The following is a 24308-nucleotide window of genomic DNA, read 5'->3' as shown; positions in this document are numbered from 1 at the left end:
CAGGCCGGATCGGTCTTCTGTCCCCGCTTGCCGCGCCCAATGGAGCGGGTCAGGATGGGCTCGCGCAGAGATGATGTCTCGGAATGCCGGTTCAGATGGCAAGAGGTTGGGGCGTTCCGGAGGACCGGACCGGGTTATGGCTCTGCGATCCCGTTTGTGCGATGGGCGGATTGTCCGCGACGATACGGCCCGCATGCCACCCGGTTCAGGTTCGTCCGGTCCTTGGACGACCACTCTTTCCCGCCTTCGGTCCGCCGCGATGGGACCGGCGGCCCAGACCGTATTCACAGGCTTCGGCCTGCGCGCCTCGTTCCGGAGAATGTCATGACCTCGAATACGACCCGAACCGAATCCGCCTATGATGTCGTCCTGATCGGCGGAGGGGTCATGAGCGCGACGCTCGGCGCGCTGCTCAAGCTCCTGCAGCCGGACTGGTCGATCGGGATGTTCGGACGGCTGGACGACGTGGCGAAGGAAAGCTCCAACGCCTGGAACAACGCCGGCACGGGCCATTCCGCGCTGTGCGAACTCAACTACACCCCCGCGCGCGCCGACGGCACGATCGACATTTCCAAGGCGGTCGGCGTGAACGAGGCATTCCAGCTTTCGCGGCAGTTCTGGGCCTATCTGGTCGAATCGGGCATCATCGCCTCGCCCCGCGCGTTCCTCAATCCGATCCCGCACATGAGCTTCGTCTGGGGCGACGAAAACTGCGACTATCTGCGCCGCCGGTACGAAGCCCTGAAGGATCATCCGCTGTTCAGCGGCATGCGCTTCTCCACCGACCCGGCGCAGCTTGCGCAATGGATGCCGCTGGTGATGGAAGGCCGCACCGCCGGCACCAAGCTGGCCGCGACCTGGATCGCGGCGGGCACCGATGTCAATTTCGGCGCGCTGACGCACCTGCTGGTCAATTTCCTCTCCGGCCAGCCGGGTTTCGACCTCAAACTGTCGCATGAGGTCGAGGACCTGAAGCAGGACGCCTCCGGTTCCTGGCGGCTGGCGGTGCGCGATCTCACGTCGAACGCCACCGTGTCGGTCGGCGCGCGCTTCGTCTTCATCGGCGCGGGCGGCGGCGCGCTGCCGCTGTTGCAGAAGACCGGCATCCCCGAATCGAAGGGCGTCGGCGGCTTCCCGGTCAGCGGCCAGTTCCTGCGCTGTACCAACCCGGACATCGTCTCCCGCCATCATGCCAAGGTCTACGGCAAGGCATCGGTCGGCGCGCCGCCGATGTCCGTGCCGCATCTCGACACCCGCGTGATCGACGGCAAGGAGGGGCTGCTGTTCGGCCCCTATGCCGGCTTCTCGACCAAGTTCCTCAAGCAGGGCTCGCTGTGGGACCTGCCGAAATCCATTCGCATGGACAATCTCGGCGCCATGCTGGCGGTGGCGCGCGACAACATGCCGCTCACCCGCTACCTGGTGCAGCAGGTGCTGCAATCCAACGAGACGCGGCTCAATGCCCTGCGCGATTTCGTGCCGAACGCCCAGGCGAAGGATTGGGAACTGATCACCGCCGGCCAGCGCGTGCAGGTCATCAAGAAGGACGCCAAAAAGGGCGGCGTGCTGCAATTCGGCACCGAAGTCGTCACCGGGGCCAACGGCACGGTCGCGGCCCTGCTCGGCGCGTCGCCTGGGGCCTCGACCGCCGTTTCGATCATGCTGACCGTGATCAGCAAATGCTTCCCCAGCGAACTGCCGCGCTGGGAGGCAAAGCTGCGGGAAATGATCCCGTCCTACGGCGCCCCGCTGGCCGACCGGCCCGAACTCTGCGCCCAGGTGCACGAGCGCACGACGCGCAGCCTGCAACTCGAAAGCTGAGAGTCTGACCGCAAACGCGCGCTGGCGGCCTGTCCTCCGCGCGTCTCGGCCGGGCAGGGCGCATGGCGCCCCGCCCGGCGGTGCCGCAAGTCAGTCTTCGTCGTCGTCCAGTTCGCTGAACTGGTCGGCGGGGTGGCGGATCGGGGCCTGCTGCTGGCGCACGACCCGCGCCTCGCTCTGGCGCCGGGTGAAGTGCGATGCGATATCGGCCAGATCGACAAACTGGTCGGCCTGCCGCCGCAGGTCGTCGCCGATCAGCGGCGGCGAGGTGCGCACGGACGAAATGACCGTGGTCCGCACGCCCTGGCGCTGCACGCTTTCCAAAAGGCGGCGGAAATCGGCGTCCCCGCTGAACAGGATGGCATGGTCCATCTTCGCGGCCATCTCCATCATGTCGACGGCCAGTTCGATATCCATGCTGCCCTTCACGCGCCGGCGCCCGTTCTGGTCGACGAACTCGCGGGCCGTCTTGGTAACGAGCGAATAGCCGTTATAGACCAGCCAGTCGGTCAGCGGTTTGAGCGGGGAATATTCCTCGCTTTCCAGGATCGCCGAATAGTAATAGGCACGGATGATATGGCATTTCGAGCGAAAGAATGTCAGCAGATTGCGGTAATCGACATCGAACCCCAGATGACGCGAGGCCGAGTAGAGATTTGAGCCGTCGATGAAAAGACAAGTCCGTTCGCCGGGTTGAAAAAACATGGGTTATGAATCCTCGTAAAATGACCTGAGGTTGAAAAGTCGTGCGGATGAAGTGCTGAACCTGAAGAATATGCTCAACAAACGTCAGATTAGAGCCGTCGCGGACAAATTGATACGGTCGAAACGGACCATATAAGACGTTTTTTTGTAAAAAAATATAAAATTTTCAATTGGATATTTCATGTTTCAGAAGATTTCGATCATCCCGTCAACCAGGCCGTCACCATGATCCTGATCGCCATCGGGGCCAACCTGCCGCGTGAAGGGGGCAGCACGCCGATCGAGACCTGTCGCTGGGCGGTCGGGCGCATCGCCGCCATTCCCGGCCTGCGGGTGGTCGCGGTCTCGGCGTGGTACGAAAGCGCGCCGGTTCCTCCCTCGGGCCAGCCGCCTTACGTCAACGGCGTGGTGGGCGTGGCGGGCGAGATCGACCCCGCCGCGCTGCTGGCCGCCTTGCAGGCGATCGAGGCCGAGGCGGGCCGGCGGCGCACGGTCGCCAACGCGGCGCGGCCGCTGGATCTCGATATCGTGGCGATGGGCTCCTGCGTGCGTGACGCGCCCGATCCCATCCTGCCGCATCCCAGGGCGGAGGAGCGGGCCTTCGTCCTGCTCCCGCTGCGCGATGTGGCGCCGGACTGGCGCAATCCTCGCACGGGGCATCGTGTCGGGGCGGCGATCGCATCCCTCCCGGCGCAGGAGATCCGCCGGCTGGACGATGCGTGACGGGGCAACCCGCCAACCCGCCAACCGGGCAACCCACCAAACCCGGCCTTGCGTTTGCGCCGCACTGTGGATAAAATCGTTTTTTTTAATAATGTAAATACCGGAGGCTTGCCTTATGGCGCGCGTCACCGTCGAAGATTGCGTTGAACGGGTTCCCAATCGCTTCGAGCTGGTTCTGCTGGCGGCGCAGCGCGCGCGCGGCCTGTCGCGTGGCGAGGAGATGACGATCGACCGCGACAACGACAAGAACCCGGTCGTCGCGCTGCGGGAAATCGCCGACCAGACGATCGAGCTCGAACAGATCCGCACCGATCTCGTCCGTTCGCTGGCCCGCGCGCCGGAGCCCGAGCCGGCCGACGAGGAAGTGATGGACCTGATCCCGACCGAGCAGAACATCTTCGGTCTTCAGGACGTTTCGGCCGAGGAAGAGGCCGCCCACGGCGCCGGCATGTCGGCCGAAGAGCTGGAGGCCGCGATCGAGGCCGAACTGGGCGGCCGTTCGCGGCGATAAGCCCATGGCAGCGGATGCGGCCGGCCCGACCGACATGGTCGTCGATGTCACCGCCCAGGCGCCGGCCTCGCCCGCGCCGGGCGATGGCCGGGCGCTGGTTTCCGCTGCTTCGACCGCGCCTGAAGGCACGGATGGGCCTGAAGACACGGATGGGAATGCGGCGCCCGAGCCCCCTCCCGCCCGCGTCATTTCCTGCGAAGGACTGGTGCGGCGCGTCCGTGCCTATGCTCCGGATGCCGATCTCGACCTGATCCGCCGCGCCTTCGCCGTCGCGCAGGAAGCCCATGCCGGGCAGGCGCGCGATAACGGCGACCCCTACATTACCCATCCGCTGGCCGTCGCCAGCATCCTCGCCGGCTTCCATCTCGACCCGGCTTCCATCGCGACCGCGCTGCTGCACGACACGATCGAGGATACCGGGGTCACGCACGATCGCCTGCGCGCCGAATTCGGCCCGGCGATCGCCGATCTGGTGGACGGCGTCACCAAGCTGACCCGGCTGGAACTCCAGTCGGACCGCACCAAGCAGGCCGAAAATTTCCGCAAGCTGGTGCTCGCGATGTCCAAGGACATCCGGGTGCTGATCGTCAAGCTGGCGGACCGGCTTCACAACATGCGCACGCTGCATTACGTGCAGCGGCTGGACCGGCGCCAGCGCATCGCCCGCGAGACCATGGAAATCTATGCGCCCCTGGCCGGGCGCATCGGCATGGACAAGGTCAAGACCGAACTCCAGAACCTGTCCTTCGCGGAACTGGAGCCGGAAGCCAACACCACCATCCGCGCGCGGCTCAACTACCTGCGCGGCCAGGGCGCGGATGTGATCGAAGAGGTCCGGCGCGATCTGGTCCGGCTCTGCCGCGAGGCCGGCCTGGGCGAGGTCGAGGTATCGGGGCGCGAAAAATCGCCCTTCTCGATCTGGGAAAAGATGCAGAAGCGCAATGTCGCCTTCGAGCAGCTTTCCGACATCATGGCCTTCCGCATCCTCGTCCCGACGCGCGAGGCTTGTTACGTGGCCCTGGGCGCGGTCCACGCGGCCTTCCCGGTCATCGTCGGCCGCTTCAAGGATTACATCTCCACCCCCAAGGCCAACGGTTATCAGAGCCTGCATACGGGCGTGACGCTGCGCTATCCGCGCAACCAGAAGATCGAGGTGCAGATCCGCACCGCCGAAATGCACGACATCGCCGAAAACGGCGTGGCATCGCACTGGATGTACAAGCAACTGCCCGGTGCCGGCGGCGCGGGGCAGGTCGTCACCGGCCTGCGCTGGGTGCAGGATCTGCTGGACATCCTGGAGGATTCGGCGGCCCCGGACGAGTTCCTGGAAAACACCAAGCTCGAACTCTACCAGGATCAGGTCTTCTGCTTCACGCCCAAGGGGCAACTGATCTCGCTGCCGCGCGGCGCCACGCCGGTCGATTTCGCCTACGCGGTGCACAGCCAGGTCGGCGACACCTGCGTGGGCGCGCGCATCAACGGCCGGCTGATGCCGCTGCGTCACGAATTGCAGAACGGCGATCAGGTCGAGATCATGACGGCGCGCGGCGGCACGCCGTCACCGTCGTGGGAGCGATTCGTCGTCACCGGCAAGGCGCGGGCGCGCATCCGCCGCCATGTGGCGGCCCAGCAGCGCGAAGCCCATGTCGATAACGGCCGCGCCGCACTGGCCAAGGCGTTCCGGCAAGAGGGCGTGGACGGGTCGGAAAAGGTGCTGGACAGCCTTCTCGCCGACCTCAAGCAGGCGTCGGTCGAAGATCTGTACGTCGCGGTCGGCAACGGCAATATCGGGCCGCGCGACGTGGTACACGCCGCCTATCCCGAACTGCGCCAGACGCCGCGCGCGCCGCGCATGGTCCCCGGCATCCCCATGCGCGCGCCCGCGCGCACCGCAAAGGCCAGGTCGGGCGGCGGCATGGCGCTGGCCGGCATCGGGCCGGGCATCGCGGTTCATTTCGCGGGGTGCTGCCATCCCCTGCCGGGCGACCGCATCGTGGGCATCGTCGCCACCGGCAAGGGCATCACCATCCACACCGCCGGCTGCCAGACGCTGGAAAGCTTCGCCGCCACGCCCGAGCGTTTCATGGATGTGGACTGGGATTACGACGTGATCGGTCGCGGCACCGGCGAGCCGCATATCGGGCGGTTGAGCATCGTCGCCGCCAACGAGCCCTCCATCCTCGCCACCCTGACCAATGTCGCCTCCAAGCATGACGGCACCATCGTCAATCTGCGCATCGTCAACCGCCAGCTCGATTTCATGGAGATCCTGGCGGATATCGAAGTGCGCGACCTGCGCCACCTGTCCTCGCTGATCGCGGCGATGCGCGCGGCCAGCAGCGTCGTCCAGGTGGAGCGGGCGAAGGGATGAACCTGCTCGGCATCGGCTCCGACCTGTGTGACATCCGCCGCATCGAGCGCGCGCTGGGCCGCCACGGCGAACGCTTCCTGGACCGGGTCTTCACCGAAGCCGAGCGGCGGCGCGCCGACCGGCGCAACGGGCAGGCGCGCCTGGGGGCCTACGCCAAGCGGTGGGCGGCCAAGGAAGCATGTGCCAAGGCGTTGGGGACAGGGTTTTCCCACGGCGTGTTCCACCGCGACCTGGGCGTGGACAATCTGCCGACCGGCCAGCCCGTGATGGTGCTCACCGGCGGCGCGCGCGCAAGGCTGGACGCGCTGCTGCCGCCCGGCGCCACGGCGCGCATTCTGCTGACGATGACCGACGAATATCCCTATGCGTTCGCACAGGTGATGATCGACGCTGGCCCCGTGGGTTAGGATCGGGCTAATAAGATCGCGCGCCGGTTGACAGGGGACGGTCCCCCCGGCTTCATCCGCTGGCCCCACGGGCGGCCCCCGCATCACCTTCCGGATTCAGACACCATACCTATGGATGACCCGCACAAGACCCATACATCACCCCTCTCGTCAGGGGGCGTTCTTCCGGCCTTGCGCGGCGTCTGGGACATGGCCCGCACCATCATCATCGCCGGCGCGCTGGCGATCGGGGTGCGCACCGTCCTGTTCGAGCCGTTCAACATCCCCTCCGGGTCCATGATCCCGACCTTGCAGGTCGGCGACTATCTCTGGGTCGCGAAATACAGCTACGGCTACTCCCATTTCTCGCTGCCGCGCTCGCCCGACCTGTTCAGCGGGCGCATCTTCGCGCGCACGCCTCATCGCGGCGATGTCGCGGTCTTCCGCTTCACCAAGGACACGTCGATCGACTACATCAAGCGCATCATCGGCCTGCCCGGTGACCGCGTGCAGGTGCGCGGCGGCGAACTCTATCTCAACGACGTGCTGGTCCCCCGCGTGTCGAAGGGCGATTACGTGGCGGTGGACGAGCACCGCACCCGCATGGAAGGCCAGCGTTTTCAAGAAGATCTGCCGGGCAGTGCCGGCGCGCCGACCGTCCGGCACGACATCCTGAAGCTGACCAACGAGGGCTTCCAGAACGACACCCCGGTCTATGTCGTGCCGCAGGGCTATTTCTTCGCGATGGGCGACAATCGCGACGACAGCGCCGACAGCCGCTTCATGGGCGACGACCCGGAAGATCTCGGTTTCGTGCCGATGGAGAACCTGATCGGCCAGGCCAAATGGATATTCCTGTCGCTCGATACGCGCTATCCGGTGTGGGAATTCTGGATGTGGCCGGCCGAAATCCGTTGGAACCGCCTCTTCATGGGCGTGAAATGACTGCCGAAGGCACCGTGGAAGAGGTCGCGCCCGGTGGCGACGTGGCGGCGGTCGAGGCCCGGCTAGGCTATCATTTCCGCCGCACCGACCTGCTGCGCGAAGCCCTGACCCATCGCTCCGCCGCCCACCAGCGCAGCGGCGGATCAGGCCGCCGCGGCCGTCAACCGGCATCCCGCCGCGGCGCCGGCTCCAACGAACGGCTGGAATTCATCGGTGACCGCGTCCTGGGTCTGCTGATGGCCGAATGGCTGCTGGAGCGCTTTCCAGACGAGCAGGAAGGCGCGCTGGGGCCACGCCACGCGCATCTGGTGTCGCGCCCGATCCTGGCCGCCATCGCGGCCACGATGGACCTGACGCGGGCGCTGGACGTGGCCGAGCACGAGGCCCGCGCCGGCGTGCGCCAGGTCGCCAACGTGCTGGCTGACGCGGTGGAGGCGATTCTGGGCGCGATGTATCTGGATGGCGGCCTGGAACCCGCGCGCCGTTTCGTGCGCGCGGCCTGGAACGACGCGATCATCGCCCAGGCCCGCCCGCCCAAGGACCCCAAGACCGCCTTGCAGGAATGGGTGCTGGCGCGCGGGCAACCGCTGCCGTCCTATCAGACGGTACTGGTCGACGGGCCGTCGCATGCCCCCCGGTTCGTGATCGCGGTGACGGCCGGCGGCCAGTCGGGCGAAGGGGAGGCGGGCAGCAAGCGCGCGGCCGAAAGTGCCGCGGCGGCAGACCTGCTGCGGCGGATCGGATGACGGATTATTGTGGCGAGGGGACGACCTCGCCGGAAAGGGTACACGAAATGACCACCCGCTGCGGCTTTGTCGCCATCGTCGGTGCGCCGAATGCCGGGAAATCGACCTTGCTGAACCGGATGGCGGGGGCGAAACTGTCCATCGTCAGTCCGAAGGCACAGACGACCCGCTTCCGCGTGCTGGGCATTCTGATGCGCGGCGCCAGCCAGATCCTGCTGGTGGACACGCCGGGCATCTTCAAGCCCCGTCGCCGGCTGGACCGCGCGATGGTGAAGGCGGCCTGGACCGGTGCCGAGGATGCCGACATTACGCTGCTGCTGATCGACGCACGTCGCGGCCTGTGTGACACGGTGCGCCCCATTATCGAGCAGTTGGCCAAGACGCGCCGCCGCGTCTGGCTGGTGCTGAACAAGACCGACCTGGTGGATCGCCAGGCCCTGCTTCCGCTGACGGCCGAACTGTCCGGCCTGCTGGATGTGGAGCACGTCTACATGGTCAGCGCGCGGAGCGGCGACGGGGTTGACGACCTCCTGGATGCGCTGGGCGCGGCATTGCCCGAGGGACCGTACCTGTATCCCGAGGACGACCTGACCGACCTGCCCGATCGCCTGCTGGCGGCCGAACTGGTGCGCGAACAGATCTTTCTCCAGACGCACGAAGAAGTGCCCTACGCCGCCACCGCCGAAACCGAGAACTTCCGCGAGCAACCCGACGGCTCGGTGCGGATCGAGGTGACGATCTATGTGGCGCGCGCAGGGCACAAGGCGATCCTGATCGGCGAAAAAGGCAGCCGGATCCGCGCGATCGGCGAGAAGGCGCGCAAGGATCTGTCGCGTCTGCTGGGCCGGACGTGCCATCTGTTTCTGAATGTGAAGGAGCGCGCCGGCTGGGACGAGGAGAAGGCCCGCCTGCGCGCGCTCGGACTGGACGACGCCTCCTGAACGGGAGGATTGAGTTTGGAATGACGAGTGTGCTTGTGACCGGTCATCAGGGGGATTAAGAGGATCGGCGTAAGTGTGGTCCAGGCGGGGAGCATTCCCCGTGAGGAGCCATCGTATAAGCAATCGGGGGACCTCGTGACGGATCGTGAAGCACAAGACGTTCAGGGTTACCGCCGTGTCCTGCTGAAAATTTCGGGCGAGGCCCTGATGGGCGACGGCTCGTATGGCATCGACCCTGAAATGGTGGACACCATCGCCGCGGACGTGGCGATCGTCGCCCAGACCGGGGTCGAGGTCTGCCTGGTGATCGGTGGCGGCAACATCTTCCGTGGCGTTGCGGCGGCCGCGCGCGGCATGGACCGGGCGCAGGGCGATTATGCCGGCATGCTGGCGACCGTGATCAACGCCCTGATGGTGCAGAATGCCCTGGAGCGCCATGGCGTTCCGACGCGCGTGATGTCGGCGATCCATATGTCGTCGGTGGCCGAGCCCTATATCCGCCGGCGGGCGGTCCGCCATATGGAAAAGGGCCGGGTCGTCATTTTTGCGGCGGGGACGGGTAATCCGTTCTTTACCACCGATACGGCGGCCGCGCTGCGTGCCGCCGAAATGGATTGCGATGCGCTGCTCAAGGGCACGCAGGTCGATGGCGTCTATTCGGCCGATCCGCGCAAGGTGCCCGACGCCACCCGTTTCGAGACGCTGACCTATCTCGATGTGCTGGCGCGCGACCTGCATGTGATGGATGCCGCCGCCATCAGCCTGGCGCGCGAAAACCGCCTGCCGATTCTTGTGTTCAATATCCACGCACCGGGCGCGTTTCCCCAGGTAATGCGGGGCGAGGGACTGTATACCAAGATCGTCGAGGCGTCCTGACAGTCAGGGCGCCCCGGCGCTCCTGTGGCGAGTTGATGTGTATGACGGGTGGCCGCTCCGGTGGCCGCCCTGCTTGAGTGTGGAGGGCCACTGTGGCTGCTGATCAGAAGACACTGCTGGATGACCTTGTCCGCCGGATGGACGGCGCGCTGGAAAGCCTGCGCCGCGATTTCGCCGGATTGCGGTCGGGACGGGCCAGCCCGGCCCTGATCGAACCGGTGCGCGTGGAAGCTTATGGCGGTGAAGTGCCATTGACGCAGGTCGGGTCGATCGCAGTGCCGGAAGCCCGGATGCTGACGGTGCAGGTGTGGGACCGCTCGCTGGTCGGTGCCGTGGAGCGTGCGATTCGCGATAGCGGCCTGGGGCTGAACCCGGCGGCCGATGGCCAGACGGTGCGGGTGCCGATCCCGCAATTGACCGAAGAACGTCGCAACGACCTGGCGCGCACGGCCGGCAAATATTCCGAAAACGCCAAGATCGCGGTGCGCGGTGTGCGGCGCGACGGCATGGACCAGACGAAGACGTTCGAGAAGAAGAGCGAAATCAGTCAGGACGACGTAAAAGTCTGGTCCGAGGCGATCCAGAAATTGACCGACCAGTATGTAAAGCGGATCGACGACATGCTCGCGGAGAAGGAACGCGAGATCAAGCAGGTCTGACCTCGCCGTGACCATGGGCTCCGTACCTGGCCCGGCGGCCGGGACAACAGACGCGCAGATACCCCCCAATACCCCTCTCGATATAGCGGGTCGGGGCAATGGTGGCGCTGTGCCGGCTCCGCCGGGGCATGTCGCGTTGATCATGGATGGCAACGGCCGCTGGGCCATGGCGCACGGGCTACCCCGCGCCGCCGGACACAGCGCGGGCGCGGAGGCCGTGCGGCGATGCGTGCAGGCCGCGATCAGGCGCGGGGTCGGTTATCTGACACTATATGCATTTTCGTCTGAAAACTGGCGCCGTACCCCAGACGAGGTGGCGGATCTGACGTCGCTCCTCCGCTATTACCTGCGTCACAAGGTGGCCGAATTGTCGCGCGAGGGGGTGCGGATCCGCATCATCGGCGATCTGTCGCGCTTTGACGACGATGTACGGGCCGAAGCGAAACGGGCGGAGGACGTAACGTCCGCAAACCGCCGGCTCACACTGGTGCTGGCGCTGTCCTATGGCGGGCGGGCGGATATCATGCAGGCGGCGAAGCACGTAGCGCTGGCGGTGCGTGACGGCGCGCTGGACCCGGCGCAACTGGATGAATCGCTGTTCGGCCGTTTTCTGCTCACGGCCGATCTGCCCGATCCCGACCTGATCATTCGGACCAGCGGTGAGTGCCGGCTGTCCAATTTTCTGCTCTGGCAGTCGGCCTATGCCGAACTTGTGTTTCTCGACACCCTGTGGCCGGATTTCAATGAACAGCATTTCGACGCGGCGTTGGACATGTTCGCCCGGCGTGAAAGACGCTTCGGTGCCCGACCCACGCTCTGAGCCTTCCGCCATTCCACGCGGAGGCAGGAACTGGAAAGACCTGCGTGCGCGCCTGATCTCCGCCGCGGTACTGGTTCCCGTGGCTGCATTGTGTATTTGGGCGGGCGGAGCGGCTTATGCGCTGCTGGTCCTGCTGGCCAGCGCAGGCATGGCGGTGGAATGGGGGCGCCTGTTCGGGCTCAATCTCCGGTCCTGGCGTGGTGCGCTCTATGTCCTCTGGCCGGTTGCCGTCATGGCTGCGGCGCTGGGCGGACATTGGCTGGAATCATTTCTGGTGATCGGCGGTGCATTCGTTTTCGGGCCAGCGCTGTGGAGCGGCCAGATGGTGATTGGCTGCGCCGGCCTGGCGTTGCTGTGGCTGCGCCTGATGACAGTGCCGGGTGCCAGTGTCGTGCTGTTCGTCATCACCTGTGTCGCCGTCAGCGACAGCGGGGCCTATCTGATCGGCCGCCTGATCGGTGGCCCCAAGCTGGCCCCGGCGATCTCACCGGCCAAGACATGGTCGGGATCGCTGGGGGGGCTGGGCTGCGCCATGGTGGCCGGCAGCGTAATCTGCGCGCTTGTCTCCGGTTCGGGGGCCTGGGGGCATGGAATAATGTTCGGTGGCCTGATGGCTGTGGCAGCCCAAATTGGGGATTTGGCGGAAAGTGCGCTGAAACGGGCGCGCGGGGTAAAGGATTCCGGTGCGATCATTCCAGGGCATGGCGGATTGCTGGATCGGTTCGACGGCTTGCTGGTTGCGGCGCCGCTGGCAGCCCTGTTGTCTCTGGGGGCGGCGGGGGCCGGGGCATTTTGGTATGTGACGCCCACCGGTCTGGTTTCCGCCGTGTTTGGGACGTACACGGATATGCCGCATATGGCGCGTGGCGGGCATACGGTCGAATGAGAGTGATGGCGTGTCGACGCCTAACGGCAGGGAAGAAAAAGGCATGAAGTCAGTCACCGTTCTGGGCAGCACCGGCAGCATCGGATGCTCCACGGTCGATCTGCTGCTGCAGGCACCGGAGCGTTTTCGTGCCGTGGCGCTCGTCGGCGGCCGTAACGTCCAGCGCTTGGCCGAGCAGGCGCGGGCGCTACGCGCCGAGCAGGCCGTCATCGCCGATGAAGCTTGTCTGCCGGACCTGCGCGCGCTGCTGGCAGGCACCGGCATTATGGCTTCGGGCGGCCGTCAGGCGGTGATCGAGGCGGCTGCGCGTCAGGTAGATTGGACCATGGCCGCCATTACCGGGGCGATCGGGCTTGAACCAACCCTGGCGGCGGTCCGGAATGGTGGTTTCGTCGCGCTGGCGAACAAGGAAGCCCTTGTCTGCGCGGGTGACGTCATGCTGCGCGCCGTCGAACAGGCTGGGGCTACGTTGCTGCCGGTCGATTCCGAGCATAATGCGATTTTCCAGTCGATGGCCGACCGTCAGGTTGCCGAGGTGGAAAAAATCGTGCTGACCGCCTCGGGCGGTCCATTCCGCCGTGCCACGCTCGCCGAGATGGAAAAGGCAACGCTGGAAGCTGCGCTGAAGCATCCGACATGGACAATGGGCGCCAAGATCACCATCGATTCGGCCACCATGTTCAACAAGGGTCTGGAAGTGATCGAGGCCGCGCGCCTGTTCGCGCTGACCGAGGACCGAATCGGCGTTGTGGTTCATCCGCAATCAGTCGTGCATGGGCTCGTTCAGTATAGCGACGGCAGCATCGTGGCGCAGATGGGCTCGGCCGACATGCGTATTCCCATCGCGCACACCCTGGCCTGGCCGGCACGCATGGCGACGAACTCGCCTCGGCTGGACCTTGCCGCGCTCGGACGAATGGATTTCGAGGAACCGGACGAGGTACGTTTCCCCGCCCTGCGTTTGGCGCGTGAATCCTTGCGTGTCGGCGGCGCCGTCCCCACTATCCTGTCAGCGGCGAATGAGATCGCGGTCGAGGCATTCTTGGGCGGCTCCATAGGGTTCCTCGACATTGCGCGGGTGGTAGAGGGCGTGATGCTGGCTCTCGGGCGCCAGAGTGCTGATTCGCTTGAAGAGGTGCTGCATTGGGACGAGGAAGCTCGTCGCGCTGCCCGGCTGCGGACGACATCCCTCGCTGCTTGACCTCAGCGATATCGTTATGAGGAGCTGATCCATCATCATGCCCGAGTTGCTTCGGACCCTTCTTGCCTTCGCCCTGGTGCTGGGTGTGTTGGTCTTTATTCACGAGTTGGGCCACTATCTGGCCGCCCGTTGGCGGGGGGTGCATGTCGAGGTCTTCTCGATCGGCTTCGGGCGCCCCCTGCTGCGCTGGCACGATCGTGTCGGTACGGAATGGCGACTATGTCCGATTCCGCTGGGAGGATACGTCAAGCCACATGGGTTCGAAGGACCTGATGAGGCGACGCCCGAACAGATGGCGGCTTGGCTGCCAGGACGAACCTTTCATGACAAACCTGTGCTCTCGCGCGCGATCGTAATCGCTGCCGGGCCGATATTCAATTTTCTGCTCGCTATCGTGCTGTTTGCCGGTCTCTTCATGTTCGCGGGTCGGCCGGAGATCCGCAATGTCGTGGGACAGGTCGTGGCAGGCAGTGCAGCCGAGGCCGCCGGAGTGAAACCGGATGACGTGATTGTCAGGATCGGGGATCATACGGTTTCTGATGTCGCGGATATTCAGGCTCGTGTTACCGCGGAACCTGGGGCGCATACCGAACTGGGCGTTCGACGCGGCGGTCAGGTTGTGACGCTTCCCGTGATCGTGGGGACCGTGACGGACAAAAGCGGCACCAGGACCGGGCAGCTTGGGGTGATGTTTACTGCGACAGTCGGCAAGCCGATGTCGCCCATGGCAGCGGTGGGCGCGGCCGTGCAGGAGACTTGGCGCCTGATAATCCAGACGCTGGGCGGGTTGTGGCAGATGCTGACCGGGCAGCACAGCGCGAAGGACTTGGGCGGTCCCCTGCGCATCGCTCAGATGTCGGGCCAAGTGGCACAATACGGGGTAGCCAGTCTCGTGTCGTTCATGGCGTTGCTGTCCGTCAATCTGGGGTTGATCAACCTGTTTCCGATTCCCGTGCTGGATGGCGGGAGGTTGGTGTTCTACGGGTTGGAGGCGCTGCTCGGGCGTCCGGTTTCGCGCCGTGTGCGCGACATCAGTTTTCAGGCAGGGTTTGCCGTGATCGCGGGACTATTTCTCTTTTCCACGTTTAATGACCTGTCGCATTTTGGCCTGTTTCGCTGGGTTGCGTCCTTGAACGGTTGACGCGCTCGCATATCCGAACACGCGGGTGCTTGCGCGAAGGGGGGGATTTCGGATACGTCCGCCAAGCGGATATGATCGACCGTGAGCACTACGACTCTGGTTGTATGGTGCGGTTAAGGGTTCGCGGAGCGTCTGGTTTGGGGGAAGCTGAATTTGCCGACTAAACGTTCAACGCTTCTGGCGTCGGTCTGCCTCGTGCCGCTGTTTCTCGCCGGAACCGCCGAGGCGCGGCGTGGAGTCCCGGCAGATCACGCTCCGGCGGGGCATATGGCTCGATCCGGCGGCATTATCGAAGCAATACAGGTCACCGGCAATGACCGGATCGAGACCAGCACCGTTCTATCCTATATGGTGGTGCAGCCCGGGGATCCGTTCAATCAGGACCAACTCGATCGTTCGCTGAAGACATTGTATGCAACCGGTTTGTTCCGGGATGTGACGCTTCATCGGGCGGGTAATGTGCTTCAAGTACGTCTGGCCGAGAATCCGATTGTCAATCGCATCGCCTTTGAAGGCAACCATGCCGCGAAGGACGAGGATCTACGAAAGGTGATCGCGTTACGTCCGCGCGCGGTGTTCTCCACTCAAATCACGGCGGCCGATCGTAAAAAGATCCTGGAGGTCTACGCCAGCAAGGCACGGTATGCCGCAACGGTAACGCCACAGATCATCCGGCTGGCGCATAATCGGGTCGATGTGGTCTTTCAGATCAACGAAGCCCAGCAAACCCTGATCCACAAAATTTCATTCGTTGGCAACAAGGCGTTCAGTGAAGCCCGTCTGGCCCAAGTCATATCCTCGAAGGAAACGGCATGGTATCGGTTCTTCGCTTCGTCCGATGAATATAACCCCGAGCGTATTCGCTACGATTCCGAGCTGTTGCGCCGATTTTACCTCCGTAATGGGTTCGTCGATTTTCAGGTGCGCAACCAGACGGGCGAACTCGCGCCTGATCGCAAATCCTTCTATGTGACCTTCGCGGTGGATGAAGGGCCGCGCTATCGGTTAGGTAAGGTCAATATTCGCTCGTCGCTGAAGCATGTGAGCGCAGCATCGATGCGCAAATATATCGAGTTGTTTGCGAACCAGTGGTACGATGGCAGCGCAGTGCAGCATAACGCGACTGACATGCAGGAGATTCTACAGGGGCAGGGCTATCCGTTTGCGATGGTGCGCCCAGAAATCGCCCGCAACCCTGAAAAGCGCGTTGTGGACCTGCTGTTCGATGTAAGCGAAGGGCCACGCGCCTATGTTGAGCGGATCGATATCAATGGCAACACGATTACGCAGGATTCGGTGATCCGACGCCAGATCCCGATGTCTGAAGGCGACCCGTACACTCCCACCGAGCGGAAATACACCAAGGCGATCTTGCAGGATCTGGGTTTCTTCAGCAGCGTCTCGGTGGACCAGACACCGGGTTCGGCACCAGACCGGACGAACGTGGCGGTTAATGTCGTCGAGAAGCCAACAGGCGAATTTTCGCTGGGTGGTGGCTATTCGACCGACGTAGGTATTCTGGGTAATATTGGGCTGAAGCAGCATAATCTGCTGGGATCTGGTGTTGATGCTGGTATTTCCGGGACGATGGCCTATTACCAGCGGCAGGCGGACGTGTCGGTCAGCGATCCTTACTTCCTGAACCGCAACTTGGTCGCTGGCGTCGATCTGTTCGTTATTGAAAATAATTACCAGACCTACCAGAACTATTCAGAAGGGCGCTACGGCATCACGCTGAGGATGGGGTATGCCTATACCAATCGTCTGTCGCAGTCTTGGAGCTACACGCTGACGGATCGTCACGTTGATAACGCGTACAGCGATGCATCCTGGTATGTTCTCGACCAGACCGGCTGGTCGCTGCTATCGCAGCTCAGTACGACTATCACGTACGACACGCGCGATAACCGCATGCAGCCACATAGTGGCTACGTCGTAAGACTTGGCGGTGATTTCGCCGGTTTGGGCGGTAACGAACGCTATGTGCGCGGCAAGGTGGATCTAGGCTACTACATTCCGATGGACGATCTCACGGGTAACCATGACTGGACATTGGCGCTGACGGCTGGTGCAGGAGAGATTGCCAATTGGGGTGGTGGTCGTAGTGACATCATCGATAACTTCTATCTAGGCGGTAATACGCTACGCGGCTTTCTGGACGGAGGTGCAGGGCCACGTAGCATGGGCATCCCAGCCTATACGTGGAACGGCCAGACCTATCCGATGCATTCGCAAGAGGATTTCATCGGCGGCCGCTTCCTTTATACCGCCTCGGCCACCCTTAATTTTCCGATGCCTTTCGGGGCGGATATGGGGATTCGCGGCCGTTATTTCGTGGATATGGGTGGATTGGACGGTCTGCGTGTGCGGAATCGCTATACGGCCTATCCGCAGGACATGCCCCGCTATACGCCGGTTTATGGTGACACGTTGACGCCCCGCGTGACGACTGGCGTAGGCTTTGCGTGGAAAAGCCCATTTGGCCTGATCAATATCGATCTTGGTATTCCGGTCCTTAAGCAGAAACATGACCGGACCCAATTGTTCCGCTTCGGCTTCGGCCAGCAATTCTGAGGTGACAATGCTTCGTTCAAGTGGCGTATCCGCTCTGGTCGCGGCTGTCGTGCTGTCATGCGCCGGCACGGCCTGTGTTCCGGCATGGGCGCAGGGGGTAGCGCCCTCCGGTGGAAATGCCGGTTGGTTCGTTCCCAAGACTGCCCAGCCCGGCCCGGCTGCGTCGGCTCCCCGTAGTCAGGCTCATCCTGCGCCGGTTCCGATGCCAGCATCCCCAGCCGATGGCGACGAGGCGCAATCCCAGACACCGCCTGTGTTGCCGCTGCCGCCTGTGCCGCCGTCGCCCGACATTCCACGTGGCGTTGCACCGCCTGTGCCTGTAATTGGCGTGATCAGTGTGCCTGACGTAATGCGCCTTTCCAGTGCCGCGCAACAGGCCGAACGCGTGCTGGGGGCACGGCGTGATGAACTGGCGCGCGACGCGCAGAAGGAACAAGCCGGCTGGCGAGACGAGCAGCAGAAGTTGCAGGCCCAAGCGAAAAATATGGCTTCCGATCAGATTCAGCAGCGCGAGCGTCATCTGCAGGAGCGTGTAATCAGCGCCCAGCGCGATTTCCGCAATCGTAATCGCGTCGTTCAGGAAGCGGCTCAGGTCTCGCTGGGGCAGATCGAGCGTGAACTGGTTCAGATCATCCGTCAGGTTGCGAGTAGTCGGGGAATGAACCTGATTCTGCATCGTGAGCAGGTGGCTCTCAGCCAAGACGGGCTGGACATCACCCAGCAAGTTGCCGATCAACTGAACAAGGTATTGCCGACGGTGTTTATCCCGGCGGCGAATGTTGATCCCGAAGTGTTGGCAAAGTCTGGTACGATGCCCACCACCGCCGATGTTGAACGTCAGCAGCAGGAGGCTCAGGCCCCGGTAGCGTCACCTGAAGCTCCTGCCGCGGCTGCGCCCGCGGTGGCACATCACTGAGGGGCGCAACTGGGAATGAAAGGGCAGGTCGACGCCGCCCTGCCGGGTGATGAGCGGTTCTTCGAGCGGAACGGTCCGTTTCCGCTCCAGAAGCTCGCGGAATGTGCGGATGCCCGGATCGTTGGGAATGAAGGCATTGATCCCGATAGGCTGTATGTCGGCATAGCTCCGCTGCAATCGGCCGGTCCGCAGGATGTCAGCTTCCTGGATAATCGCCGCTATGCGCCGTTGCTGGAGCAGACGCGCGCGGGTGTAGTGCTTTTGGGTCAGGCTTTTGTCGACCGGTTGCCCAAGAGTACCGTCGGGCTGGTCTGTCAGGCGCCCTATCTGGCGTGGGCACGGGTGGCTAGTCTGTTTCATCCGGCGCCAGCCGTGGTTCCAGGCATTCATCCGACGGCGTTGGTGGGAACGGAGGCTGCCGTCGATCCATCGGCGCAGATCGGTCCTTTCGTTGTGATCGGAGCACGAGCATCCATCGGGGCAGGAACCCGTATCGACTCGCACGCGGTGATCGGTGAAGGGGTAAGGATTGGTGAGCGATGCAGAGTAGGCGCCCATGCCTGCGTATCACACGCGTTTTTGGGTGATCGGGTGACGTTGCTGGCAGGGGTAAGGATCGGTCAGGAAGGATTTGGTTTTGCGGTGGGCCCTAATGGCTTCGAGACCGTTCCACAATTGGGGCGCGTGATCTTGGAGGATGGGGTCGAAGTCGGGGCGAACTCCACGATAGACCGAGGCTCGTCACAGGACACTGTTGTCGGTGCAGGCTCGCGCCTCGACAATCTGGTGCAGATTGGTCATAATGCGCGCTTGGGTCGCTGCTGTATCGTGGTTTCTCAGGCGGGGATATCAGGATCTACGGAACTCGGCGATTTCGTTACCGTTGCTGCCCAGGCTGGCTTGATTGGCCATATTCGTATTGGCACCAAAGCCCGGATCGGTGCGCAATGTGGAGTGATGTCGGACGTGGAGGCAGGGGCTGACGTTATCGGCAGTCCCGCGATGCCATTCCGGGAGTTTTTTCGGAATGTGGCAGTGTTGCGGCGCTTGGCGAAAAAGACGCCGCGCGAGGGAGGAGGAGAGGCCTGAGACAGCAGGCCCCCGGAATTCAACCGGGATAGGTGGGTGTTTGTATGAAAAGGTGCTTGGACCTGCCGTCCTGAGCAAAATATGGTCGGACGACGTGAATAAAGAAGTAGAGGTTCCCGCAGTGGGCGATAGCCCGACGAGTATTGAGTCGATCGACGTGATGCGGATTATGGAGGCGATTCCTCATCGCTATCCATTTCTGCTTATTGACCGGATGGTCGATATAATACTGGGTTCTTCCGCTGTAGGCATCAAGAATGTTACCGCAAGTGAACCGCATTTCCAGGGGCATTTCCCATCCCGCCCCGTAATGCCTGGTGTGCTGATAATTGAGGCGATGGCGCAGACGGCGGCGACTCTCGTCGTATTGACCCTGGGGGCCGCCTTTGAAGGTAAATTGGTTTATTTCATGACCATCGACGGAGCCAAGTTCCGCCGTCCGGTAGAACCTGGCGATCAGTTGCGGATCCATGTCGAAAAGGAACGTAGTCGTGCTAATGTCTGGAAATTCAGGGGCGTGGCACGTGTGGATGGCGTATCGGTAGCCGAGGCGACATTCAGCGCGATGATTATGGGCTAAAGCCGCCGCTGGGTCGGATTGAAACGTTCCGTTCCGTTTCTGGGCAATAGTTTCCTCCTTGCGTGGAATGCGATATCCGATTCGCTGGTATGCGGCGCTTGACGAGAGATCACCGCGCTGAAGATGAACGCTGGCTGAACCGGGGCATCGGCATGCAGACGGTTCTGGGCCGAGCCCCGCTGTGGGAGAGCATATTGACCGATTTGGTACAAATGGACTCAGTAAGCCGAGCAGCAGAGATTCATTCGTCCTCGATCGTCGCCGACGGGGCGGTGATTGGGCATGGGGTCCGGATTGGTCCATGGTGTTCGATTGGTCCCGACGTCGTGATCGAAGATGGCGTGCATTTGATCGCCAATGTGATCGTCGATGGTCATACGCAGATTGGTCCAGGAGTTGTCTGTTATCCATTCACTACGATCGGCATGGCACCTCAAGACCTGAAATACCGAGGAGAGTCGACGCGCTGTATCATCGGAGCACGAACCGTGATCCGAGAGCATGTGACTATTCATCGGGGCACTGCGACCGGCACCGGCGTGACACGCGTGGGTGACGATTGCCTGATCATGGCCAATTCCCACGTTGCGCATGACTGCGCGCTAGGGAACAGCGTGATCATCGTGAACAATGTCGTCATGGGAGGGCATGTCACAATCGGGGACCACGCGCGAATCATGGGTGCAGCGGCATTGCATCAGTTCGTGCGTATCGGTCGTGCGGCGCTGGTCGGCGGCGTATGCGGTGTAGAGGCCGATGTGATTCCCTATGGCAGCGTGCTTGGAAATCGAGCCCGGCTGGTCGGGCTGCATTGGATTTGGTTAAAGCGTAATGGCGTGCAGGCCGAAGAGGTGCATCGCTTGCGGCGTGCGTTCCGTGCGCTTTATCCCCGCGCAATGGAAGAGCAATCGATGGCGTTCAGCCAGCGTATGGCTTCGGTGCGAACGGAATATGGTGATGAGCCGAAGGTGGCTGAGATTTTAGCCTTCATCGAAGCTCCCAGCCATCGCGGATTGGTGCGAGTGGCTGGCGGTGGTGCGGTATCGATTGAATCTGACGGGGTATAGGGCGAGGATAGGGTATCGGCATGATCGTCGGTGACGGCCCTAGACTAGCCGGAAGCTGCGTGGGCATTTTGGCTGGAGGAGGGCCACTGCCGGGGCAGGTAGCGCGCACCGTGGAAAGGCTTGGGCGTCGCGTCTTCATCGTTGGGTTCCAGGATTTTGCCGAACCTGGCGTGGTCGAACCTTGGCCGCACCGTTATATCAGGCTGGCTGCGGCCGGTGAGATCCTGTCTTGTCTGCGAGCGGAAGGGTGCCGAGATCTGGTCCTGATCGGGCCGGTACGCCGGCCATCTTTTTCCGATCTGCGCCCAGATGCGGCGGGTGTGCGGATCATGGGACGAATCGGACGGGCACTGTTCTCGGGTGATGATGGATTGCTTGCGGCGATCGTACGTGTGCTGGCCGAAGAAGGCTTTGTTATTCATGGCGCCCATGAGTTCCTTTCGGGTTCAGTTGGTCGCTCTGGTGTATTGGGGCGCATCCAGCCCGATTCGGGAGCCTTGGCGGACATCCGTCGCGGTCAGGATGTGGTCGAGGCGATCGGGCGGTTGGATATCGGACAGGGGTGTGTGGTGCAGGACGGTTTGGTGCTGGCCGTCGAGGCGATGGAAGGTACTGACCGGATGCTGTTGCGGGCCGGAGAATGCAGGCAACCGGGGCGGCCGGGTGGTGTTCTGGTCAAGATGCTCAAACCTGGGCAGGATCTCCGCGCCGATCTGCCGACGATTGGATCGGATACCGTCCGGCGTGCTGCAGAGGTGGGGCTACGTGGTATCGCCTTTCAAGCAGGTGCGACTCTGATGATCGATTCGGCGGCCTGCGTCGCCGCTGCCGATGAGACTGGCCTGTTCCTGATGGGGATCAATGAGGGGGCGGTGGGTGTGCCAACTGGTAGAACAGGAGAATGACGATGGCTACCTATCTGCACACGATGGTCCGTGTCCATAATCTCGATACCAGCATTGCTTTCTATAAATTGCTCGGTATGCATGAGTTGCGCCGACGTGACGTGCCCGAGGGTAAATATACTCTGGTCTTTATTGGTTATGCCGATAACGACGCAGGTCAGGCAGAAATCGAACTGACCTATAACTGGGGTAAAGATGACGGATATCAAGCCGGCACTGGATTCGGGCATTTTGCGGTCGGCGTGCCCGATGTTGCGGAGATGGTTGAGGTGGTGCGGGCCGGCGGCGGTAAAGTCATCCGTGAGGCCGGACCCGTGAAATTCGGCACTACTGTCATTGCTTTTGTCGAAGACCCGGACGGGTACAAGATCGAACTGATCCAGAGAGTCTGAGTGTCTGACTTAAAATGAGTTGAGTGATTTCAGCAGGTTATGATTCATGGGTTTGCGATGACCTGATGAGATCAAGATGGCCTGGACTGAAATCACCCGCGCGCAGTATCGTCGGGACGACCTTGAGTATGCAAGTGACCTGCGCGATGCGGAGTGGGCGCTGATTGAGCCGCTGATGCCCGAGAGGAAACGTCTGGGGAGGCCGCGCCGCACGGATTTGCGCCGCGTCATGGAGGCGATCCTCTATATCGTCACGACCGGCTGCCAATGGCGGCAACTGCCCCGGCATTTTCCCGCCTTTACGACCGTGCAAGGTTATTTCTATTGGTGGATACGCGAGGGACGATGGGAGGCCATGAACCATATTCTCGTGATCCTGTCGCGTGAGCAGGATGGACGAGACGCCACGCCTTCGGTGGGCATCATCGACAGCCAGTCGGTGAAAACCGCAGAAAATGGCGGCCCGCGTGGCTATGACGCGGGCAAGAGTGCGCCTCGAAGGCGCGCATCATCTATGGAGGAAGGTTCCATCCGGAGAGTTGTCGATTGATCCGGAAGCTGACGAGCGGCGCGGCTGGGCAACTGGTCTCGTCGAAGCCTCGTGACAAAGGCCGCCTTGGGCGGCTGAGCGATCCAACGGGCCGTAACGTGAGTGAAGTTCGAGCAGGCCTCGAAAGAGTCGATGCCGACTTGTCGAAATATTTCGACACGATCCCACACGCGGACCTCCTCCGATCGGTGGCCCGCCGTATCCTCGATCGGAATGTGCTGCGGCTGATCAAGCTGTGGCTACAAGTGCCGGTCGAGGAACGGGATGGCGACGGGAAGCGGCGCATGAGCGGCGGCAAGAGCAACACTCGCGGCACTCCCCAGGGTGGGGTCGTCAGTCCACTGCTCTCCGTCATCTACATGAACCGCTTTCTGAAGTATTGGCGGTTGACGGCGCGCGGCGAGGTTTTCCACGCCCATGTCATCTCCTATGCCGACGACTTCGTCATCCTCAGCCGCGGACATGCGGAGGAGGCTCTGACGTGGACGAGAGCGGTGATGACGAGGCTCGGGCTGAGGCTCAACGAGGCGAAAACCTCGGTGAAGAATGCTCGGCGTGAAGGCTTCGACTTCCTTGGCTATACACTGGGGCCGCGCCACCTCCCCAATGGTGGCCGCTGGTACTTGGGGGCAAGCCCATCCAAGAAGAGCGTGCAGCGGGTCAAGGCGAAGATCGGCGAACTGCTGGTGCCCGGCAACAAGGGCGCATGGGACGAAGTGCGAGCCCGGTTGAACCGCGTTCTGCGTGGTTGGTCGGCCTATTTCTTCCATGGGGCTCTCGCGTCCGCATACGAGGCCGTCGATCAGCATGTCTATGACCGAACGCAGCATTTCCTCCGTCAACGACACAAAGTGCAGGGGCGTGGAACGGACCAGTTCTCCCGAGACTATGTCTACGGGGAATTGGCTGTCCGATGCCTTCGACGCGAGCGCAGTCGGTCGTCGCCGTGGGCCTTGCGGTGAAGCCAGTCGGAAAGCCGGATGCGGGAAATCCGCACGTCCGGTTTGATGAGCGGGGACGGGAAACGGGGCAATGCTACCGCGCCCGTCCTCGACTCTACAGATCAAGGGACGCAAGCGGCATATCGCAACCGACACGATGGGTCACGTCGTAGCGGCTGTCGTGCATCCCGCCGACGTTCAGGATCGTGACGGCGCGCCGCTGGTGGCAACCCGGATACGCTCCCTGTTCCCCTGGCTCCGCCATCTGATCGGTGACGGAGGGTATGCTGGCGAGAGGCTGCGTAACGCGATGGCCGAACTCGGCCGGTGGACGATCGAGATTGTCAAGCGCAGCGATCGGACAGAAGGCTTTGTCGTCCTGCCAAAACGCTGGATCGTGGAGCGCAGCTTTGCATAGCTCGGACGCTGCCGCCGCCTCACAAGGGATGTCTGAACCGCCCCGGGTTTACCGGAGAGTTTTTGGTTCAATAGTCAGGCTGCTTTTTTATCATCGTTCAGGATTGTATAGAAGATCTCCTCTGCTTCGTTCGGCGTGACGTAA

The 24308-nt window shown here is 62.8% G+C and carries 23 protein-coding genes and 2 pseudogenes; 24 read left to right on the top strand and 1 reads right to left on the bottom strand.

From position 1 onward, the window contains the following. Positions 1–324 precede the first annotated feature (324 nt). Positions 325–1821: a malate:quinone oxidoreductase gene (locus HLH25_RS03105; protein WP_182972685.1), complete on the top strand. Its 1497-nt coding sequence runs from the start codon at positions 325–327 to the stop codon at positions 1819–1821. A gap of 90 nt (positions 1822–1911) precedes the next feature. On the opposite strand, the gene HLH25_RS03100 is transcribed toward HLH25_RS03105, so the two are convergent. Continuing rightward, positions 1912–2526 carry a LabA-like NYN domain-containing protein gene (locus tag HLH25_RS03100; RefSeq protein ID WP_182972684.1) on the bottom strand — a complete coding sequence of 205 codons (615 nt, stop codon included), beginning with the start codon at positions 2524–2526 and terminating at the stop codon, positions 1912–1914. Positions 2527–2751: 225 nt separating this feature from the next. On the opposite strand from HLH25_RS03100, the gene folK reads away from it, so the two are divergent. The 23 genes and pseudogenes from folK to HLH25_RS02985 form a co-directional block, all read left to right on the top strand. Next, positions 2752–3249, top strand: coding sequence for a 2-amino-4-hydroxy-6-hydroxymethyldihydropteridine diphosphokinase (folK, locus tag HLH25_RS03095; protein WP_182972683.1), 498 nt, complete (start codon positions 2752–2754; stop codon positions 3247–3249). Between the two features lie 115 nt (positions 3250–3364). Then, positions 3365–3760 (top strand): DNA-directed RNA polymerase subunit omega, encoded by a 396-nt coding sequence (gene rpoZ / locus HLH25_RS03090; RefSeq protein WP_114727759.1) that lies wholly within the window; start codon positions 3365–3367, stop codon positions 3758–3760. Positions 3761–3764: 4 nt separating this feature from the next. Next, a complete protein-coding gene (locus HLH25_RS03085; protein WP_246401133.1) occupies positions 3765–6131 on the top strand; it encodes a RelA/SpoT family protein in 2367 nt (788 codons plus the stop codon). Beyond that, positions 6128–6538: a holo-ACP synthase gene (gene acpS / locus HLH25_RS03080; protein ID WP_182972682.1), complete on the top strand. Its 411-nt coding sequence runs from the start codon at positions 6128–6130 to the stop codon at positions 6536–6538. Before HLH25_RS03085 ends, acpS begins: the two co-directional genes overlap by 4 nt. Positions 6539–6727: 189 nt before the next feature. Continuing rightward, complete coding sequence (lepB, locus tag HLH25_RS03075) at positions 6728–7462, top strand: signal peptidase I (RefSeq protein WP_246401130.1); 735 nt, start codon at positions 6728–6730, stop codon at positions 7460–7462. Beyond that, on the top strand, positions 7459–8208 hold the full coding sequence (gene rnc, locus HLH25_RS03070) for a ribonuclease III (RefSeq protein WP_182972680.1): 750 nt from the start codon (positions 7459–7461) through the stop codon (positions 8206–8208). Before lepB ends, rnc begins: the two co-directional genes overlap by 4 nt. Before the next feature lie 47 nt (positions 8209–8255). Beyond that, positions 8256–9149 carry a GTPase Era gene (era, locus tag HLH25_RS03065; protein ID WP_182972679.1) on the top strand — a complete coding sequence of 298 codons (894 nt, stop codon included), beginning with the start codon at positions 8256–8258 and terminating at the stop codon, positions 9147–9149. Positions 9150–9284: 135 nt separating this feature from the next. Continuing rightward, positions 9285–10025 (top strand): UMP kinase, encoded by a 741-nt coding sequence (gene pyrH, locus HLH25_RS03060; RefSeq protein ID WP_182972678.1) that lies wholly within the window; start codon positions 9285–9287, stop codon positions 10023–10025. Positions 10026–10117: 92 nt separating this feature from the next. Beyond that, positions 10118–10684, top strand: a complete 567-nt coding sequence (gene frr / locus HLH25_RS03055) for a ribosome recycling factor (RefSeq protein ID WP_114727753.1) — start codon at positions 10118–10120, stop codon at positions 10682–10684. A 142-nt stretch (positions 10685–10826) separates the two neighbouring features. Next, positions 10827–11504, top strand: coding sequence for a polyprenyl diphosphate synthase (gene uppS, locus HLH25_RS03050; protein ID WP_246401209.1), 678 nt, complete (start codon positions 10827–10829; stop codon positions 11502–11504). Then, on the top strand, positions 11470–12390 hold the full coding sequence (locus tag HLH25_RS03045; protein WP_375289009.1) for a phosphatidate cytidylyltransferase: 921 nt from the start codon (positions 11470–11472) through the stop codon (positions 12388–12390). The genes uppS and HLH25_RS03045 overlap by 35 nt, the downstream gene beginning before the upstream one ends. 43 nt (positions 12391–12433) lie before the next feature. After that, on the top strand, positions 12434–13591 hold the full coding sequence (gene dxr, locus HLH25_RS03040; protein WP_182972863.1) for a 1-deoxy-D-xylulose-5-phosphate reductoisomerase: 1158 nt from the start codon (positions 12434–12436) through the stop codon (positions 13589–13591). A 37-nt stretch (positions 13592–13628) separates the two neighbouring features. Next, positions 13629–14732: an RIP metalloprotease RseP gene (gene rseP / locus HLH25_RS03035; protein ID WP_182972676.1), complete on the top strand. Its 1104-nt coding sequence runs from the start codon at positions 13629–13631 to the stop codon at positions 14730–14732. Positions 14733–14999: 267 nt separating this feature from the next. After that, positions 15000–17306, top strand: coding sequence for an outer membrane protein assembly factor BamA (gene bamA, locus HLH25_RS03030; protein ID WP_246401183.1), 2307 nt, complete (start codon positions 15000–15002; stop codon positions 17304–17306). Between the two features lie 7 nt (positions 17307–17313). Next, complete coding sequence (locus tag HLH25_RS03025) at positions 17314–18222, top strand: OmpH family outer membrane protein (protein WP_182972674.1); 909 nt, start codon at positions 17314–17316, stop codon at positions 18220–18222. A 15-nt stretch (positions 18223–18237) separates the two neighbouring features. Then, positions 18238–19311 (top strand): UDP-3-O-(3-hydroxymyristoyl)glucosamine N-acyltransferase, encoded by a 1074-nt coding sequence (lpxD, locus tag HLH25_RS03020; RefSeq protein WP_182972673.1) that lies wholly within the window; start codon positions 18238–18240, stop codon positions 19309–19311. 94 nt (positions 19312–19405) lie between these two features. Continuing rightward, positions 19406–19891, top strand: coding sequence for a 3-hydroxyacyl-ACP dehydratase FabZ (gene fabZ, locus HLH25_RS03015; RefSeq protein ID WP_182972862.1), 486 nt, complete (start codon positions 19406–19408; stop codon positions 19889–19891). Positions 19892–20103: 212 nt separating this feature from the next. Then, the gene (gene lpxA, locus HLH25_RS03010) at positions 20104–20958 is read left to right on the top strand and encodes an acyl-ACP--UDP-N-acetylglucosamine O-acyltransferase (RefSeq protein ID WP_182972861.1); all 855 of its coding nucleotides are present in this window, start codon (positions 20104–20106) and stop codon (positions 20956–20958) included. A gap of 20 nt (positions 20959–20978) precedes the next feature. Then, positions 20979–21863: an LpxI family protein gene (locus HLH25_RS03005; RefSeq protein WP_182972672.1), complete on the top strand. Its 885-nt coding sequence runs from the start codon at positions 20979–20981 to the stop codon at positions 21861–21863. 2 nt (positions 21864–21865) lie between these two features. After that, the gene (gene gloA, locus HLH25_RS03000) at positions 21866–22255 is read left to right on the top strand and encodes a lactoylglutathione lyase (protein WP_182972671.1); all 390 of its coding nucleotides are present in this window, start codon (positions 21866–21868) and stop codon (positions 22253–22255) included. 76 nt (positions 22256–22331) lie between these two features. Next, positions 22332–22760, top strand: a pseudogene (locus tag HLH25_RS02995) (IS5 family transposase); the annotation flags it as partial. A gap of 41 nt (positions 22761–22801) precedes the next feature. After that, positions 22802–23767 (top strand): reverse transcriptase domain-containing protein, encoded by a 966-nt coding sequence (locus HLH25_RS02990; RefSeq protein WP_220791664.1) that lies wholly within the window; start codon positions 22802–22804, stop codon positions 23765–23767. Positions 23768–23864: 97 nt separating this feature from the next. Further along, positions 23865–24161, top strand: a pseudogene (locus HLH25_RS02985) (transposase); the annotation flags it as partial. Between the last annotated feature and the right edge of the window lie 147 nt (positions 24162–24308).

Source organism: Gluconacetobacter dulcium (genome assembly GCF_014174165.1).
GTDB classification, from domain to species: Bacteria; Pseudomonadota; Alphaproteobacteria; order Acetobacterales; family Acetobacteraceae; genus Gluconacetobacter; species Gluconacetobacter dulcium.
Note: the sequence above shows the minus strand (reverse complement) of the source record. Positions and strands in the feature narration are given on the sequence as shown.

What these genes read in the sequence shown, in the direction of transcription:
- lepB (WP_246401130.1), top strand. Translation starts at nt 6,728, where the DNA reads ATGGCCCGCACCATCATCATCGCCGGCGCGCTGGCGATCGGGGTGCGC.
- HLH25_RS03100 (WP_182972684.1), bottom strand. Translation starts at nt 2,526, where the DNA reads ATGTTTTTTCAACCCGGCGAACGGACTTGTCTTTTCATCGACGGCTCA.
- folK (WP_182972683.1), top strand. Translation starts at nt 2,752, where the DNA reads ATGATCCTGATCGCCATCGGGGCCAACCTGCCGCGTGAAGGGGGCAGC.
- bamA (WP_246401183.1), top strand. Translation starts at nt 15,000, where the DNA reads ATGGCTCGATCCGGCGGCATTATCGAAGCAATACAGGTCACCGGCAAT.
- rnc (WP_182972680.1), top strand. Translation starts at nt 7,459, where the DNA reads ATGACTGCCGAAGGCACCGTGGAAGAGGTCGCGCCCGGTGGCGACGTG.
- lpxD (WP_182972673.1), top strand. Translation starts at nt 18,238, where the DNA reads ATGAAAGGGCAGGTCGACGCCGCCCTGCCGGGTGATGAGCGGTTCTTC.
- HLH25_RS03005 (WP_182972672.1), top strand. Translation starts at nt 20,979, where the DNA reads ATGATCGTCGGTGACGGCCCTAGACTAGCCGGAAGCTGCGTGGGCATT.
- HLH25_RS03085 (WP_246401133.1), top strand. Translation starts at nt 3,765, where the DNA reads ATGGCAGCGGATGCGGCCGGCCCGACCGACATGGTCGTCGATGTCACC.
- HLH25_RS03105 (WP_182972685.1), top strand. Translation starts at nt 325, where the DNA reads ATGACCTCGAATACGACCCGAACCGAATCCGCCTATGATGTCGTCCTG.
- dxr (WP_182972863.1), top strand. Translation starts at nt 12,434, where the DNA reads ATGAAGTCAGTCACCGTTCTGGGCAGCACCGGCAGCATCGGATGCTCC.
- era (WP_182972679.1), top strand. Translation starts at nt 8,256, where the DNA reads ATGACCACCCGCTGCGGCTTTGTCGCCATCGTCGGTGCGCCGAATGCC.
- gloA (WP_182972671.1), top strand. Translation starts at nt 21,866, where the DNA reads ATGGCTACCTATCTGCACACGATGGTCCGTGTCCATAATCTCGATACC.
- rpoZ (WP_114727759.1), top strand. Translation starts at nt 3,365, where the DNA reads ATGGCGCGCGTCACCGTCGAAGATTGCGTTGAACGGGTTCCCAATCGC.
- lpxA (WP_182972861.1), top strand. Translation starts at nt 20,104, where the DNA reads ATGGACTCAGTAAGCCGAGCAGCAGAGATTCATTCGTCCTCGATCGTC.
- acpS (WP_182972682.1), top strand. Translation starts at nt 6,128, where the DNA reads ATGAACCTGCTCGGCATCGGCTCCGACCTGTGTGACATCCGCCGCATC.
- uppS (WP_246401209.1), top strand. Translation starts at nt 10,827, where the DNA reads ATGGATGGCAACGGCCGCTGGGCCATGGCGCACGGGCTACCCCGCGCC.
- HLH25_RS03025 (WP_182972674.1), top strand. Translation starts at nt 17,314, where the DNA reads ATGCTTCGTTCAAGTGGCGTATCCGCTCTGGTCGCGGCTGTCGTGCTG.
- rseP (WP_182972676.1), top strand. Translation starts at nt 13,629, where the DNA reads ATGCCCGAGTTGCTTCGGACCCTTCTTGCCTTCGCCCTGGTGCTGGGT.